Raw genomic sequence first — 15,633 nt, 5'->3', positions numbered from 1 at the left:
TTCCTGGGTTTAACATAAGGAAACATTTAGCAACAACGCCGAAAACTAGATAACGCCTGAGTCATTCAGCATGGGATCTAGCTGATGCGGAGATCAAAAAGGCCAGTCATGTTTTGCAGTTGGATCTGTGTCAGGTGCTTTGGACGTGTGGCTGAATGAGCGCAATAGACCTGGCAAGGATTTTTCATGCAAAGCGATACGGTAACAATCTACTGCCCCAATCATCTTTGTCAGGCTCCTAACCCAGAGAGCCATCGTTTCTGTCAGCAATGTCGTACCCATTTGCCAAAGCGTTACTTATGGGCAGTGGGTAAAGGTATCGAGGCCTATCGATCGGGTGAGCTATTGGCTGGGCGCTATAGCGTCAAACAGACCAGCATTGTGCTAGACACGCAACCGGGACGACTGCCGCACTCGCCTGCGGAGCTTTCACCAGACCTTGAGCCGTATCTGCGCTTAGTGCCTTATCAACTGCATGTGCCCCAGGTGTATGGGGTGGTAGAGTCACTGCCCAAACGTGGGGGGGCCCTTTTACTCCTAGAGCAAGCGCCACTGTACACAGAGGGTGTCGTGAGCGATTCGTTGGCGTCCCTTGAAGGACAACTGATGCCAGCACTAACGGCTGTTTGGGCGGAGAGTCCGACCTTCCGTCAGCTTAACTGGCTGTGGCAGCTAGCGCACCTTTGGGAGCCGCTTGCCAGCGAGGGGGTTGCTTCAACACTCCTTCAGCCAGAACTACTGCGGGTAGAGGGCGGTCTGGTGCGGTTGTTGTCGCTGCAGTCTGACGGTAGGGCATCCGTCACGCTAGCGTCGTTGGGACAGCTTTGGAAGCAGTGGCAACCCACAGCACAGCCAGCCATTGCTATTTTTTTGGGTGAGCTTTGTCAGCTCATGCAGCAGGGGCAGATCAGGAATGCTGAACAACTCGTCGCGCTGCTCGATCGAGCGTTGGCTGAAAGTGGCCGATCGCAGTTTCGTCAAATCCAAGTGGCGACCCTGACTGACCAGGGACCGAGCCGTCAACGGAATGAAGACGCCTGTTATCCACCAGGAGGAACGGTCTTGCAGCGTGTCGATCCTGGGCAAAACCCACCGTTGGTCATTGTTTGTGATGGCATTGGCGGTCACGAAGGCGGTAGCGTGGCATCAAATTTAGCGATCGCGACGCTGCAGCAGCAATTACAATCCCTGCCGCAACCAGGGAGCGCCATTGAACCAACGGCCTTAATGCTGCAGCTAGAACAGGCAACACTGACAGCCAATGATGTCATCAGTCAGCGCAATGACAGCGAGCAGCGGCAAGAACGACAGCGGATGGGTACAACGCTCGTCATGGCGCTTGCTTACGTCCATGAGCTCTATCTCACTCATGTGGGCGACAGCCGCATTTACCGAATCACCCGCACTGGCTGTCATCAGGTGACGCTGGACGATGACCTGGCAGCGCGTGAGGTGCGACTGGGTTACGTCTTGTACCGCGAGGCACTCCAGCAACCGGGTTCTGGCTCTTTAGTACAGGCGTTGGGTATGGGTGCCTCAACCTTGTTGCATCCGACTGTGCAGCGTTTTGTACTGGATGAAGACTGTGTATTCTTGCTCTGCTCGGATGGACTAAGTGACCACGATCGCGTCGATGAATACTGGCAGAGCGAACTCTTACCAATTTTAGAAGGCAAGGTAGATGTCGCTACGGCAAGTCAGCGCTTACTGGCGATCGCGAACAGCAAAAATGGGCATGACAATGTCACGATCGGACTTTTGCATTGTCAGGTTTTGCCACAGTCGCGATCGGAGGCAATACCGTTGAGCGTGCCCCTGGACGTTCCTAGCATTGGGGCTGCACAGGCAACCGTTGCGACACAAGCTTACGTTCCCGCAGCTAAGACTCAGATTCAGACTCAGACTAAGACTCAAATTCTACCGACCCACAAACCATCGATTAGACCCTTAGCAATTTTATTGGCATTACTGGTTGTGCTGGGGCTAGGTGGCGCTTTGTCACCTGACGTTCGTTTATGGGCAGCGTCGCTACTCGGTTTACAGCCGCGCCTCTTACCTGAAGCAAGTGTTGTAATTGTACCACCAGAGCCTACCCCCACCGAGCCCAGCCCCCTGCCCCTGCCTTCTACAGAAGCGTTAACTGTGGGGTCATTTTTACAGGTTGGTCAGGCCACAGTGGAACCGACGCCAGCAACCGAAAAGCCGCTCGTCCTATGGAGTCAGCCCAACCGGCCCAATCTCCCCAAAGCGGCACGCACTCGTCTGGGTACGATTCCGACTGGGAGCGTGTTACAGCTATCAAGCCGCCAGGCAATTTCCGATCGCGGCTATTGGTTAAGGCTCAAAGTCTGCTCTATACCCCCGCTGACGCTCCCATCGCCTGCTAATAAACCCCCGTCACCTGTGCCAAAAGCGGTCTTGCCAGCTGGAGAAACGGGTTGGATTGAACAGGACGCGATCGCTCCATTCGTCACTCAAAACCTGGGTTTGAAAGTATCACAGCTAGGAGCGTGTGCCTCTTCATCGCCGACTCCAGAGTCTTCAGCGCCAACGAAGAACCCTGTACCGACAAGCAAGCCACCTAAGTCGCCGCAATGAGATCTGTAGCAGCAAAGGTAGAGAGGAGTCGGGAAGCAGGGGGGACAGGCATGTTGACGTCTGGATGCTGTTTCCCAATGCAGACCCTAGACGTTGGGAAGCAGGCATATGGCAAGACCAGCATGGGCGAACTCTAAACTGTGAATCACCCCCCACAGTCTTCCAGCACGGTAAACTGATGGAATTGAAAGCTGTCTGGCGTTAGGTTTGGGAGTTATGGCAACGTTTTTGCTCGAAGTTGGAACTGAGGAATTGCCTGCAGGGTTCGTGGATGAGGCCCTTACTCAATGGCGATCGCGGATACCCCAAACGCTACAGGAGCACCATCTGCAGCCAACGGCGATCGAGTTTTATGGGACTCCGCGACGACTAGCCGTCTTAATCAAAGGGTTGCCTGTACAGCAGCCCGATCAGGAAGAAGACATTAAAGGGCCATCAGCGCAAGCGGCCTTTAAAGACGGTCAGCCGACGAAAGCGGCAGAAGGCTTTGCCCAAAAGCAGAAGGTCGCACTCTCTGACCTGGAAATCCGCCCCACTGAAAAAGGAGAATTTGTGTTTGTCCGCAAAACGATTGCTGGACAGCCAACCGCTGATCTGTTGCAAAAACTGGTGCCTGAGTGGATCACCACACTTCAGGGCAAGCGGTTTATGGTCTGGGGCGATGGCGATCGGCGCTTTTCGCGCCCGATCCGCTGGCTAGTGGCACTGTTAGATGAAACCGTATTGCCGATCACCCTTGTCAGTGGGTCTGAAACCTGCACCAGCGATCGCTACTCCCAGGGGCACCGTGTCCTGCATCCTCAACCGATCGAGCTGGCTCATGCCAAAGCGTATGTCAGTGTTCTGGAGTCTGCTTTTGTTGCTGTAGACCCAGAGCAGCGCCAGGAAACCATTCAGCAGCAAGTGCACGCGGCCGGAGCTAAAGTCAATGGAGTGGCCGTGATCTCGTCTGGGTTACTGCGTGAAGTGACTAACCTGGTGGAGTGGCCGACGGTGGTCGTGGGCAAGTTTGAACCAGCGTTTCTAGAGCTACCGTCTGAGGTCATCACAACCGAGATGGAGAGCCACCAGCGGTACTTTCCCGTGCTCAAACAGGCTGATTCGATCGAACTTTTGCCGTACTTCATCACTGTTGCAAATGGTGATCCGGCCAAGGCTGACATTATTGCGTCTGGCAATGAACGTGTGATCCGTGCCCGGTTGTCGGATGGCAAATTCTTTTTCGATGCCGATCGCACTGCCCCCCTCGAAAGCTACCTGCCCAAGCTAGAAACCGTCACCTTTCAAGAAAGTTTGGGCTCCGTTCGCGCAAAGGTCGATCGCATTTGTAGCAATACTGCGCTCATTGCCGCACAGCTTCATATAAAACACCACGAAGATATTGACCGCGCTGCCTTACTTTGTAAAGCGGATCTAGTCACCCAAATGGTCGGCGAATTTCCAGAGCTACAGGGCGTGATGGGTCAAAAGTATGCGCTGACCAGTGGCGAGACGGAGGCTGTCGCCACCGCCATTTTCGAGCACTATTTGCCCAAAGGAGCTGGAGACCGTTTGCCCCAATCACTCGCAGGACAAGTCGTTGGCTTGGCAGACCGTTTCGATACGTTGGTCAGCATTTTTGGCTTAGGTCTGTTGCCAACCGGTTCTTCCGATCCCTTCGCGTTGCGCCGTGCCGCCACTGCGATCGTCCATATCATCTGGGCGGCGAATTTGCCCTTGAATGTGGATGAGTTACTCCAGCAAAGCACCACTACCTTTATCGAAGCCTTTGCCTCTGTCACCAAACTCAACCTGTCAACCCTGCGGCAACAACTGCAAGACTTTATGCTGCAACGCATTCGCACGCTGCTTCAGGATGATCAGCAGGTTGACTATGACCTGGTGAATGCGGTGTTAGGCGAAAACGATCCAGAATATGCGGAACGGGCATTAAAAGACCTGCTGGATGTTCGCGATCGGGCGCTCTTCCTACAAGCTCGTCGTGACGATGGCACCCTGGCAACCATCTACGAAATTGTCAACCGGGCCTCGCGGCTGGCTGCACAGGGCAATCTAGAGACTCGCCAGCTAGACCCTTCAGCAGTTGTCCAGACTAGCTTGTTTCAAAAAGACTCTGAACAGGCGTTTTATGATGCCCTTAGTGAGTTGCACCATTTAATGCAAGGACAGCAGGATTACCAAAAATTAGTTGTCACGCTGAGCCAAATGACACCCACACTGAGCCGCTTCTTTGATGGTGCTGAGAGCGTCTTGGTGATGGACGCAGATCCAGCGATTAAGCAAAATCGGTTGAACCTGCTAGGTGTGTTGCGAAACCATGCACGAGTGCTGGCAGACTTTGGGGCGATCGTCAAAAGCTGACGGGTGCATCCAGCAATGCCAAATTCAAATTTTGACAAGAGGGGCACTCACCTCATAGTGCCATGCTGCTCCTGATTGTCACGCCGCATCAAGCGCAGGTGTTAGCTTTAGCGACCGCATGCATCACCCCTCAAGCTAGCACTGCCAAACAAGATTGTGAAGTCGCCGCCGCCAAACGTGATCGCGCTTGAGCCAATCATGCAGGGGCGATCGCTGTAAAGCGACCATTTAGACTAACGGGAGTGGTAACTGCTTGAGTGGTGGCACCTTGCCGAGTGAGAAAGCACGGGCGATTACGTCACAGCGTTCGTTGCCAACATTGCCAGTATGCCCACGCACGTAGCGCCACTGGACTTTTGGTGAATTGAGCGCGTCTAACTGCTGCCAAAGTTCAGGGTTAAGGACGGGTTTACCCGTCGAGGTTTTCCAACCTTTTTTCTTCCAGCCGTGAATCCATTGCGTGATGCCGTTTTTGACGTATTCGCTATCGGTGTAGAGTTCGATCGGGTCTGTATAGCTAACGTCTTTAAGAAACTGAAGTGCCGCGATCGCCGCTTGCATTTCCATTTGATTATTGGTGGTGTGTGTCTTGACTCCACCCATTTCGTGAACCGAACCATCCACAAAATAAACTACGGTGCCCCAGCCGCCTGGACCGGGGTTGCCAGAACACGCGCCATCGGTATAAATCGCCTGGATTTTTGAGCAGTCAGCCATCGTCACGCCATTACAAAAGGACTATTCAGGTTAGCATATGGACGATCGCGAAAAGAATTGTTTCAATTTTTAGTTTGCTTGCCCTTATTATGTATCTCAGAGTGAAGCTTAAAGCTCCGTCGTTAGGGGTCAGGCACTTCGCTGTTTACCGTTACGTCAACGATAGTCAAGCAAAAGCAGGTTTGTCTGGTCGATCGTGCTCCTACGATCGACCTGCTTGAGTGATTGCCTGACCCATAAATTTTGCCTGTCGTTGTTATCTCTAGGAGCAATCTAGTATGGACGCATCTTCGTGTTGAATGAAACAAGACGCTTTGACGCGGAGTCAAGCTTGACGGTAATGGCTGGTGATCAACGCCAGTTTGCACGATCGACGCCATCAGTAACAACCACAGACAAGCCCTATGGGTTGGTCATTGCCAGCCTCATTATGGCTGTGTGGGCAATCAGTTTGGTGCTGTTGCTCAGAGTCGATTGGCATACACAGCCTGTCGTCTGGATCATACCTGCAGTGCTCTGGCAGACCTTCCTTTATACGGGGCTGTTTATTACCGCTCATGACGCCATGCATGATTGTGTAGCACCACAATGCCTTCAACTCAACCACATCATTGGGCGACTGGCGCTGCTTTTGTACGGCTACTTGCCTTATCACAAATTACGTACTGCACACTGGCAACACCATCAGAATCCTGCGAGCGATCGCGATCCTGACTTTCATCATGACAAAAAGGCGCATAGGCTGCTCTGGTACGTGCGGTTTATGACCCGCTATTGGGGCTGGCGGCAGTGCCTTGGGATTACGGCGACGTATCATTTGATGCATCAAGTACTGCAAGTCGCGGAACCGAATTTAGTTTTGTTTTGGGCTGTACCATCGCTCTTAAGTTCGTGGCAACTTTTCTATTTCGGCACGTTTTTGGTACATCGCGAGCCTGCGAATGGTTATCAAAACATCTTTCGTGCCAATAGCACTTACCGCCCCTACGTTTGGTCGTTCGTGACCTGCTACCATTTTGGCTATCACGCGGAGCATCACGAGTATCCTGATGTGCCGTGGTGGCAACTGCCCACAATCACAAACCGCACCTAGCCTCTTCAGTGTTACGCTGCTTATTCACCTTCGATCACTTATGTACGGACAAGCGAGACAACAACGACTCTGGCGCGATTGGTTGGGCATGACGGCGATCGCCCAGCGCATTTTGCTGGAAATGTGGCGACGCAAAGTAAGTCTCATCTGTTGGGTCGTGTTTCCAGCCTCGATTTTGATTGTTAATAGCCTGATTCTCACCGAGCGATCGCAGCTTTCTACAGCCGCAGCTTTCGCCCAATCGGTGCCTCCTTGTCTGGTTGGCACTGCCTTATTTTTTAGCTGTCTGGGTGGCAGTATCGCGACGATTGTGGCCGAGCGTGAACAGCGAACGCTCAAACAGTTGATGATTTCGCCACTGCAGGGAATTGCTTATTTCCTAGGCATTTTTCTCGCGTACGGGGCGATTGGCTTGGGGCAGACGTTGCTGGTTTACGCGATCGCGGCTTTCACGGGCTCCGAATTCAAAGGCTCACTGCCTCTCAGTTTGCTGATTATTAGTTTGAGCATGATGGCGTATGTCGGTGCCGGGTTTTGCATTGGTGCAAAGTTAGCCCGTCGCACCGAAGATGTAAACGCCTTGATTGCGGCATTGGGCGTGCCAGTGCTCTTACTCGGCGGTGCCTTTATTCCGATCGAGTTTTTCCCCGAAGCGCTGCGGCAAGTCGCCCGCTACAACCCGATTTATCACATGATCGAGGCACTGACAGTCGCTTCAGCGCCGACTTTCAGCAGGGATGCAGTAGCGCCCCATCTGTGGTTTTTGGTTGGTTTTACCGGTTTGATGGTCGGCGCGGGCTGGCTAGCCTATCGTCAAATGCTCAGCAGTGAAAGGAGACTGTAGCGTTCATGCTGCAAATTCAAAATCTTTGTAAGTCCTATGGTTCACGGGTCGTTTTACAAGACTTACACCTAAGCCTTGCTCCAGGCGAAATTTACGGGTTGTTGGGGCCGAACGGAGCGGGAAAGACCACCACCATTCGGATTCTTTGTCATCTGCTGCAGGCGGATAGCGGTACGGTCACGATCTATGATCAGCCGCTTTCAGAAGCCACGAAACCGTTTATTGGCTTAGTGCCTCAAGAGAACTTGCAGTATGCCAGCCTGACCTGTGAGGAAAATCTCCATTTCTTTGCGCGGCTGTATGGGCGATCGCGACGGCAACGTCAAGTACAGGTGCCTGCGTGCTTAGAAGCAGTTGGTCTACTGTCGCGAGCTAAGAGCCCTGCCGAAACGCTGAGTGGTGGCATGAAACGTCGCCTGAGTATGGCGATCGCGCTGGTGCATGATCCCAAACTACTGATTTTGGATGAACCCACGACAGGGTTAGACATTGAAGCACGTATTGAAATCTGGCGCTTGATTCGGCAGTTGCAGAGTCAGGGCATGACAATTTTGCTAACCACACATTTGCTGGATGAAGCCGAGCGACTGTGTGATCGGCTTGGCATCTTAAAACAAGGCTGTCTTTTGGCAGAAGGCAGTTTGTCGCAGTTGCGTCAACGCATTGTGGCGCAAGAAATTGTCGTGGTGCGCACCGATGCAGAAGAACGAGCGATCGCCCGTGCCCGGACGCTGGGTTTTGCCTATCGTCGCTATGGTGATGACCTTGCCTTTTGGCTACCGGAACCGCTGGAGATGAAGGAAATCATCGATCGGTTTGATGGCATTCCTTTAGACTCGATCGCTCGCCAACCGGTGCGCCTTGAGCATATTTATGATGAGGTGCTGCGACCAGAGACGGATGGGCGATCGCAGGAAACCCTACTGCCGCTTGAAGCCCTTAGCTAATCTAGAAACCCGGTTTCCTGGAGAAACCGGGTTTCCGATCAAAATAGTTCATACGTTCCATCAACTGTCGCTTACGCTAAAGAGTAAGGATTTGCTGTAGCTCGATGACCTATCAACCGCTCCATCACAAATATCGTCCGCAGAGTTTTGGTGACCTGGTCGGGCAAGAAGCGATCGCCACCACACTCACGAACGCGCTTCAGCAGCAGCGGATCGCTCCGGCTTATCTGTTTACAGGTGCAAGGGGGACGGGCAAAACATCGAGTGCGCGCATTTTGGCAAAGTCACTGAATTGCTTGCAGTCCGACGTGCCAACCGCTCAACCCTGTGGCGTCTGCGAAGTGTGTCAGTCGATCGCCAAAGGTTCGGCGTTAGATGTCATTGAAATCGACGCTGCCAGCAATACAGGTGTGGACAATATTCGTGAACTGATTGAGCGATCGCAGTTCTCGCCCGTGCAATGTCGCTACAAAGTGTATGTAATCGATGAATGTCACATGCTCAGTACTGCCGCATTTAATGCGCTGCTGAAAACGCTGGAAGAACCGCCCGATCGCGTGGTGTTTGTGCTGGCAACGACCGATCCACAACGGGTGCTACCAACGATTATTTCGCGCTGTCAGCGGTTTGACTTTCGGCGCATTCCGCTAGAGTCAAGCGCCAAGCATCTCCGATCGATCGCCACGAAAGAAGCGATCGCGATTACCGATGATGCCATCATCTTGATTGCCCAAATTTCTCAAGGTGGCATGCGCGACGCCGAAAGCCTGCTGGATCAGCTCAGTTTGCTGGCAGGCGAAGTCACAGTTGATAAAGTGTGGGATCTGGTGGGATCAGTACCAGAGCACGATTTGATGGCGCTGCTGGAGGCGATCGCGCAAGATAGCCCCGAAGTGTTGCTTGATAGCGTCCGACGACTGATGGATCGAGGTCGCGAACCGCTAATTGTGCTGCAAAATCTCGCCAGCTTCTACCGCGATTTGCTTATTGCCAAAACGGCTCCTGCCCGTAACGATCTGGTAGCGCTGACACCGCCAACCTGGGCGACGCTGTGTGACTTTGCCCAAACCCTGGATCTACAAAGCATTCTGGCAGGGCAGCAGCAACTCCGCCGAAGTGAAGATCAGATCAAAAGTACGACCCAACCGAGGCTTTGGCTGGAAGTGACGTTGATGGGCTTGTTGCCGTCAGCGGTGCAGCTAGCAGCGGTCAGCGGTCAGCAGTCGGCGGTCAGCCAGCCAGGAGCAGTCAGCAGTCAGCGGTCAGCGGTCACTCCCGTGAGAATGGCTGCTGTGACGGCGAGTCCTCCTGTGCAGCCAGTCAAGGCTTCGCCAGCGGAGGCGATCGCTCCAGCCATTCCAGTGGAGCCAGCAGAGGCAGCGACGATCGCACAACCCTCTCCGATCGCTCGTTCTGTAGAGCCAGCCGCAACACCGTTTAATGTGACAACCCAGCTAGCCAGTAGTACAAGCGGTGATCTCAGCCAAACCTGGCAGGAAATCTTGAGTCATATTGACCTGAAGGGCACTCGCGCCATGCTGAGTGTGAACTGCCATTTACTCGGCCAGAATGACTATGAAATTCTGGTGGGTGTGAAGGCTCAAAGCATGGTGAAGATGATCACGGGCATGATACCGCAGCTTGAGAAAGCGGCTGCTAAAGCGTTTAAGACAAAAGTTAAAGTTGCCCTTCAGGTGGCAGAGTCTACACCAACCGCAGCACAAACAGTCCAACCACCAGAGACAACCGATCGCCTGCCCTCCTCTGAAAATGAGCCTGTCGATCGCGATCGCCCGGCCCAACCCGCTGTCCCTGATGCCGACCCAACCTCAACGACTGAGCAGCCGATCGCGCCAATGTCTCCCACCGACGCTCAACCTGGCACGAACTCACAAGCCCCCTCAACGCCTAAACAGCCAACCTCTAACCATGCCACAGAGGCAGCAGCGGCTTACACGACATCCGATCAGTGGCAACAAGAAGACGATGTAACCCGTGCAGCGAAACAACTGGCTGACTTTTTTGGCGGCAGGGTTGTCGATATGAGCGACAGTGATACTGTGGCGGAAGCCCCCAAGCTGGCAGAAATCGACGCCGCTAGCCTGAAAGAGAAAGTGGCAGAAGCGTTACCCGAAACAGATTATGAACCAGATTCAGATGATGATGACGTGCCGTTTTAACGAATGTGAGAGTGAAACCGTAACATTAATAATAGTTTTGAATTGTGTTTGTGAAGCTACTAGACCTTGCCTTTAAGGAATCCCACAAGGCTTTGTAGAAACGATGGGCTGAACGAGGCTTGGGCTATACCAGCTCTGTCTTCCACTGCCGGTATTGACAGCTCAAGCTCTAGCTTTTGGGTGGGGGTCTCTATCAGCAACGGTACTTCTTCTACAAAACCTACAACCATTAAGCGAAAGGCAACCTGTTGAATTTTTTGGCTCGGTACTTGCAATTGCTTAGCAATGTCTTGAATGGGAACACTGCCATTGGCAAATTCCCAAACCTGCTGCTCCACTTGGTTCAAACGTAGTTGAGGTTTGACAGCGTTTGCACTGACTAATCCTGACGCTGTTTCTGGTAGCTTGTTTTGCAGCATCGTCCAATCTCGCAACGCCCGTAAGCCTGCCAGGGTCACTTCTTTGGCAGGAGCCGTTAACCCTGTCATTTCGGCATTGGGCAACAGCGCTGTATGATCAAATTCAAATTGCCCATCTGCCAATTCAAACAGTTTACAAACCTGTTGCAATACCTGCTGGCTAAACAGCAGTTTTAGTTGTTCAGCCTCCAGTAAACCTTGTGCTTTCAGGCATAAACCTGCGGGTTGATCGATCGCACACTTCAGCAATGCGAGCCGCAACCCGACTACTAATCCAACCTCGCCGCTGAATGATAGACACCAACCCCTGACCATCAAGCCGGTCAGCCGCCGCAATAATATGCCCCTGTTTAAACCAGATGTGCAACGTCAATCCGTTACAGGATGATTGCTGGGAGCGTTCTTGAACGCTTAACCGCCCTGTTTTATTACCCTGCTCAAGCAGTTGAAAGATTTCTGGCAGGGAGAATTCGGAGAGATATCCTGAAATAGCCATAACTTAGAGTGTGTTTGTAAATAAATATTGCAAGACATGACCGGGTGAATGCAGATTTTGCAGGAGGAATCCTATCACCCAGAATCAAATGGAAGCCATGCTGGAACGCAAGCAATATACCAGTGACCTGACGGATGCCGAATGGGTCAAGCTCGAACCCCTCTTGCCGCCAAAGAAACCAGTCGGACGCGCACGAGAAGTGAACCTGCGAGAAGTGTTAAATGCCATTTACTACCGTGCCGATCATGGCGTGAAGTGGCGCAATTTACCCTCTGATTTTCCCGCGTGGCAAACGGTCTATACCTACTTTCGTACCTGGGTGCAGGTGGGAGTGTGGGAAGCGCTCAATCTGGCATTGGTGCAGGTCGTGCGCCAGTCCGTGGGACGAGAAGCGGAGCCGAGTTTGACCATCATCGACAGCCAGTCCGTGAAACTGGGTCAAAAAGGGGGGACGAAATCGGCGTTGATGGCAACAAAAAAGTGAAAGGTCGCAAGCGTCATATCGCTGTCGATGTTTTGGGGTTAGTGCTGAAATGCCATGTCAGTGCGGCTAATTGTGCGGATGTGAAGGTCGCCCCCTGGGTACTCTTTTGGGTGTTAGAGCAGTATGGTCGGGTCAGCAAAATTCTCGCGGACAAGAGTTACCGGGGCGATTTAGTCACAGACCTTGCGACGGTGTATGGGGTCGTGATGGAGATTTCGGAACGAGTCAGTGCAAAGACGTTTGAAGTCGAACCCTTGCGCTGGATCGTGGAACGGACTTGGGCTTGGCTCGACAATGCGAGGAGCTTAACGCGAGATTATGAACGCCTGCCTGAGAATCATGCGGGTATGGTTTATGTGGTGATGATTCGCTTCATGCTCAGACGCTTGACCCAGAATCACACCCGCTGGAAAGCGAAAACAGCTTAATACTCGGTTACAAACACTCTCTAAGCTCGACTTTATCCATTTACTGAAACCCTGAAGCACCAATGGCTGTAGCATGTCAGTTTGTCGATAGACTTTTCTTGATATCGGTTCCACCACCGGAAATCCGAAAAAGTTTGCGACCCTGTCTGCGATCTAGGCACCGCCAAGAATAGCTCCCCTTCAAAATGGACAAAGTCGAGCTAAGGCAGTTTGCCATCAGCTAGTGGTATGCAAGACAAGCACCCGATGGTTGATGAGCCGTGTGCCAGGAAACCGGCAAGCACGGTTTTGAAGCAGAGGGTAGGGCAGCGATGTCCTACTCGACTGCATCCATACCCCAAAATGGGACAGAGGCCTTTGATCCTTCACAAACAACCAAAGTTTTCTGCTGTCAAAATCAAGCCTGATGGCGCAACCTTCAGAGTGCCTCTGAGCTGCTGCCTACTCTGCAGGCTCTTCAGCGATCGTCGTAGCGGAGACATAACGAAATATTTAGCTTGAGGCCTCTGCTGCTTAACAATTTGAAATTTCTTAAGCTTGCTTGTCCAGCTAAAATTTCCCTAACGTATAAAATTTAGAAAATCTTAGTTTAAGACGAACCATTAGTGCGGTACTCTACGCTTTATCGTTGCCGAATGATTCACTACAGTGAACGACTTGCCAACTAACAAGTGCCAAAGCTTTATTTTGAAACATTGCTTTCACTGGGGAAGCTTAGCCAGCGAAAGTAAATGACTTTGCTCTCAAAACCTAAAGGCCTAAAACTTTTCTCATCCCTTAGAAGAGCGAGAGCGGCTAAATGAAGAAGCTTTTAGAGAAGCATCACTGAGAGCCTTTCCTCTAAATTTTAAGCAATGATTTAGGAGTAGACATGCGCCATCGCAGACTTTTATTCTTTCTTTTAACCATCTTTTTCTGTTGTACTGGTATTCTTCTTTCCAGCACTTTGGTGCAAGCCAAAGTATTAGCAATTTCCCAACTGTTAGCGCCTGCACCGCCTCAACCGCTTGGCTTTTATGATTACTTTGGTAAATTGCTCTCGCCTGAAAAAGCGGCTCGTTTGGCACAGAAACGAGGCTTAGATCCTAACGCTTCAGCTTCTTATCAAAGCCTTGGAGCTGTTGAGATCACGCAACCATTGATTGATCAGGGCGAGCAAATTTTCTTTAACCGCAAGATTGGCGATACCTTTGGGTTGCAAGGGGTCTTGGGGTTTGGACAGGGACTGCAGCGCCTGCTCCCCGAAATTCAGGCTGGCATTCAGGCGTTACAGGGGCAACCCACTAGCAACTTAGTGCTAACGCTGCAAAACGATCTAACACTGGGCAGTCGTACCTTTCCGGCTGGAACCTTGATTCCAACGGGCTTGGATGTTCCCGGCAACGCGCCCTTCCCCCTTGGCCTATCACCAACGGGGAATCTGACTTGTGCTATTTGCCATGTGGTCGTATCACCTCAAGGTGCAATCCTCAAAGGAGCACCCAATAACGATCTGGGCGCTCAAATTCTGATTGCCCTGGCTCCTAATACAGCGGCTGGTTTTGCCCGCTTGAATTTTGATCCACTCGATCCAAAATTCAAGGTGAAGGGTACTGGTAAGACAATTATGGATAGTCACGGTCAGACGGTGCAGTTGCCTGATCCAGACGTGTTTGAGCAGGCTTTTGATGATGCGGTGTTAGCAGTGCCCTATGGGAATTTTGAGAGTTCGCCCGATCGCATTGACAACACTACGGGCATTCCGAATGTGTTTACCTTCAAGTCGGGACCTTATACAGCGGGTGGAGAGTTTGCAGTGGGTCCGTTTGCCGGTGCTAGCGCGATTAGTAATGGGGTGCACTCCTCAGAAATCAATGTGGTGGCGGCTTACCAATTGGCAGAACAGGCGCTTGGTATTGATCCAGAAGTCTACCTGGGAACCATTCTGCAAAACGCTGCCGTGCCTCAACTACGCCTACCGGATGGAGCACCTGTCAAACCTTCCGAGTGGTTGCGGCAAATCGCGCCTAATCCGAAACAAGCCGAACTAGAAGACCAGTTTCCCCTTCCTGGTGCCGGAGAGCCGCCCAACGTCCGTCCTTCGCTGCTCAGCTATAACGGTCTATTCTTTAGTCCAGATGCCAACAAACCCAACGATAGCGCCAGCGGCACTTTTATGTTTGCCGCTAACGCGATGGCAGCGTTTCAAAACAGTCTGGTACCACCTCCCAACCGTTCGACAGCTAATCAACTTGCCCTGGAAAGTGGTTCGGTAGAGCGGGGTGCGAAGGTCTTTAAGCAGGCGAATTGTGCGACTTGCCACATACCGCCTTTCTTTACTGACAATCAAATTCACCCGCTTCAGGAAATCAAAACCAATCCAGCGCGAGCACAGTCACGTCTAGGGCTGAAGGGGTTGTTGGTGGCACCGCAGATGTATAGCCTGAATACGCCCGTGCCTGTGCCAGCAGGCGCAACAGTGCTGGATGTGCCCACAGAGGGCATTGCCAGCAGTCCCACGAGTCTGCCCAATGGCTTGTTGCCCAATGGTGGGTACAAAACAACGTCACTGCGGGGTGTCTACCTCTCCCCTCCCTATCTGCATGACAGTGGAGTAGCCGTGCGTGCAGGAGCGATCGCAGTCAGCCAAGACCAGCTGAGTGTCACAGATCCGAGCGGACTAGGCTTAACAGGCACCCTGAGCCAGTCGATTCCAGCGGATGCCGCCAATAGTCTGCGGGCTCTGGTCGATCGCGACTTACGACGACAGGTGGTTGCAGCAAACAAAGCAGACCCCAGGTTGGTGTTCAGTAACCTCGATGGTACGGGGCATCGCTTCTACGTTGATCGCAAAGCAGGCTACAGCATGAAAGACCAAACGGATCTGGTGAACTTCCTGCTGGCTTTAGATGATCATCCCAGCGACTTTTAAGGCTCAGTGGTTGCTCCCGTACTGCGTGGGGATAAAGATACCCTTTGCGGTAATGCTGTGCAAAGACGACCACTCAGTACTTAGGAGATTTCTGGCAAAGAATTTACCCAAGCTTCTAGAATATTCTTATGTTCTTGCAAAAAGTAAGGCACAAG

13 protein-coding genes are annotated in these 15,633 nt (G+C 52.2%); 10 read left to right on the top strand and 3 right to left on the bottom strand.

Going from position 1 to position 15,633, the window contains the following annotated elements; genetic code table 11:
• The first annotated feature begins 186 nt into the window (after nucleotides 1-186).
• From C7B82_RS19645 to C7B82_RS34365, 3 genes are all read left to right on the top strand, one after another.
• Nucleotides 187-2,598, top strand: a complete 2,412-nt coding sequence (locus tag C7B82_RS19645) for a protein phosphatase 2C domain-containing protein (protein WP_106257974.1) — start codon at nucleotides 187-189, stop codon at nucleotides 2,596-2,598.
• A gap of 216 nt (nucleotides 2,599-2,814) precedes the next feature.
• Entirely contained in the window at nucleotides 2,815-4,959 is a 2,145-nt protein-coding gene (gene glyS / locus C7B82_RS19640) for a glycine--tRNA ligase subunit beta (RefSeq protein WP_106257973.1), read from the top strand.
• 62 nt (nucleotides 4,960-5,021) lie between these two features.
• Nucleotides 5,022-5,150 carry a hypothetical protein gene (locus C7B82_RS34365; RefSeq protein ID WP_281259014.1) on the top strand — a complete coding sequence of 43 codons (129 nt, stop codon included), beginning with the start codon at nucleotides 5,022-5,024 and terminating at the stop codon, nucleotides 5,148-5,150.
• A gap of 37 nt (nucleotides 5,151-5,187) precedes the next feature.
• On the opposite strand, the gene rnhA is transcribed toward C7B82_RS34365, so the two are convergent.
• Nucleotides 5,188-5,676 (bottom strand): ribonuclease HI, encoded by a 489-nt coding sequence (gene rnhA / locus C7B82_RS19635; protein WP_106257972.1) that lies wholly within the window; start codon nucleotides 5,674-5,676, stop codon nucleotides 5,188-5,190.
• A gap of 340 nt (nucleotides 5,677-6,016) precedes the next feature.
• Between rnhA and crtW the strand changes: the two genes are divergently transcribed.
• The 4 genes from crtW to C7B82_RS19615 all read left to right on the top strand — a co-directional run bounded on the left by crtW (nucleotide 6,017) and on the right by C7B82_RS19615 (nucleotide 10,740).
• Nucleotides 6,017-6,769 (top strand): beta-carotene ketolase CrtW, encoded by a 753-nt coding sequence (gene crtW / locus C7B82_RS19630; protein WP_106257971.1) that lies wholly within the window; start codon nucleotides 6,017-6,019, stop codon nucleotides 6,767-6,769.
• Nucleotides 6,770-6,809: 40 nt separating this feature from the next.
• The gene (locus C7B82_RS19625) at nucleotides 6,810-7,613 is read left to right on the top strand and encodes an ABC transporter permease (RefSeq protein WP_106257970.1); all 804 of its coding nucleotides are present in this window, start codon (nucleotides 6,810-6,812) and stop codon (nucleotides 7,611-7,613) included.
• 5 nt (nucleotides 7,614-7,618) lie between these two features.
• On the top strand, nucleotides 7,619-8,560 hold the full coding sequence (locus C7B82_RS19620) for an ABC transporter ATP-binding protein (RefSeq protein WP_106257969.1): 942 nt from the start codon (nucleotides 7,619-7,621) through the stop codon (nucleotides 8,558-8,560).
• Nucleotides 8,561-8,664: 104 nt separating this feature from the next.
• Nucleotides 8,665-10,740: a DNA polymerase III subunit gamma/tau gene (locus tag C7B82_RS19615; protein WP_106257968.1), complete on the top strand. Its 2,076-nt coding sequence runs from the start codon at nucleotides 8,665-8,667 to the stop codon at nucleotides 10,738-10,740.
• Between the two features lie 59 nt (nucleotides 10,741-10,799).
• Here the strand turns inward: C7B82_RS19615 and C7B82_RS19610 are convergent, their stop codons facing one another.
• Together C7B82_RS19610 and C7B82_RS34745 are read right to left on the bottom strand one after the other, a co-directional pair.
• Complete coding sequence (locus C7B82_RS19610; RefSeq protein ID WP_245939996.1) at nucleotides 10,800-11,420, bottom strand: DUF4388 domain-containing protein; 621 nt, start codon at nucleotides 11,418-11,420, stop codon at nucleotides 10,800-10,802.
• Nucleotides 11,341-11,655 (bottom strand): DUF4388 domain-containing protein, encoded by a 315-nt coding sequence (locus tag C7B82_RS34745; RefSeq protein ID WP_245939995.1) that lies wholly within the window; start codon nucleotides 11,653-11,655, stop codon nucleotides 11,341-11,343. Before C7B82_RS34745 ends, C7B82_RS19610 begins: the two co-directional genes overlap by 80 nt.
• A gap of 88 nt (nucleotides 11,656-11,743) precedes the next feature.
• Here C7B82_RS34745 and C7B82_RS19605 point away from each other — a divergent pair, with 88 nt between their 5' ends.
• The 3 genes from C7B82_RS19605 to C7B82_RS19595 all read left to right on the top strand — a co-directional run bounded on the left by C7B82_RS19605 (nucleotide 11,744) and on the right by C7B82_RS19595 (nucleotide 15,478).
• The gene (locus C7B82_RS19605; protein WP_106257967.1) at nucleotides 11,744-12,139 is read left to right on the top strand and encodes an IS5 family transposase; all 396 of its coding nucleotides are present in this window, start codon (nucleotides 11,744-11,746) and stop codon (nucleotides 12,137-12,139) included.
• Nucleotides 12,112-12,567, top strand: a complete 456-nt coding sequence (locus C7B82_RS19600; RefSeq protein ID WP_245939999.1) for a transposase — start codon at nucleotides 12,112-12,114, stop codon at nucleotides 12,565-12,567. Before C7B82_RS19605 ends, C7B82_RS19600 begins: the two co-directional genes overlap by 28 nt.
• 871 nt (nucleotides 12,568-13,438) lie before the next feature.
• On the top strand, nucleotides 13,439-15,478 hold the full coding sequence (locus C7B82_RS19595) for a di-heme oxidoredictase family protein (protein WP_106257965.1): 2,040 nt from the start codon (nucleotides 13,439-13,441) through the stop codon (nucleotides 15,476-15,478).
• Nucleotides 15,479-15,633 lie beyond the last annotated feature (155 nt).

Source organism: Stenomitos frigidus ULC18, assembly GCF_003003795.1.
Lineage (GTDB): Bacteria > Cyanobacteriota > Cyanobacteriia > Leptolyngbyales > Leptolyngbyaceae > Stenomitos > Stenomitos frigidus_A.
Note: the sequence above shows the minus strand (reverse complement) of the source record. Positions and strands in the feature narration are given on the sequence as shown.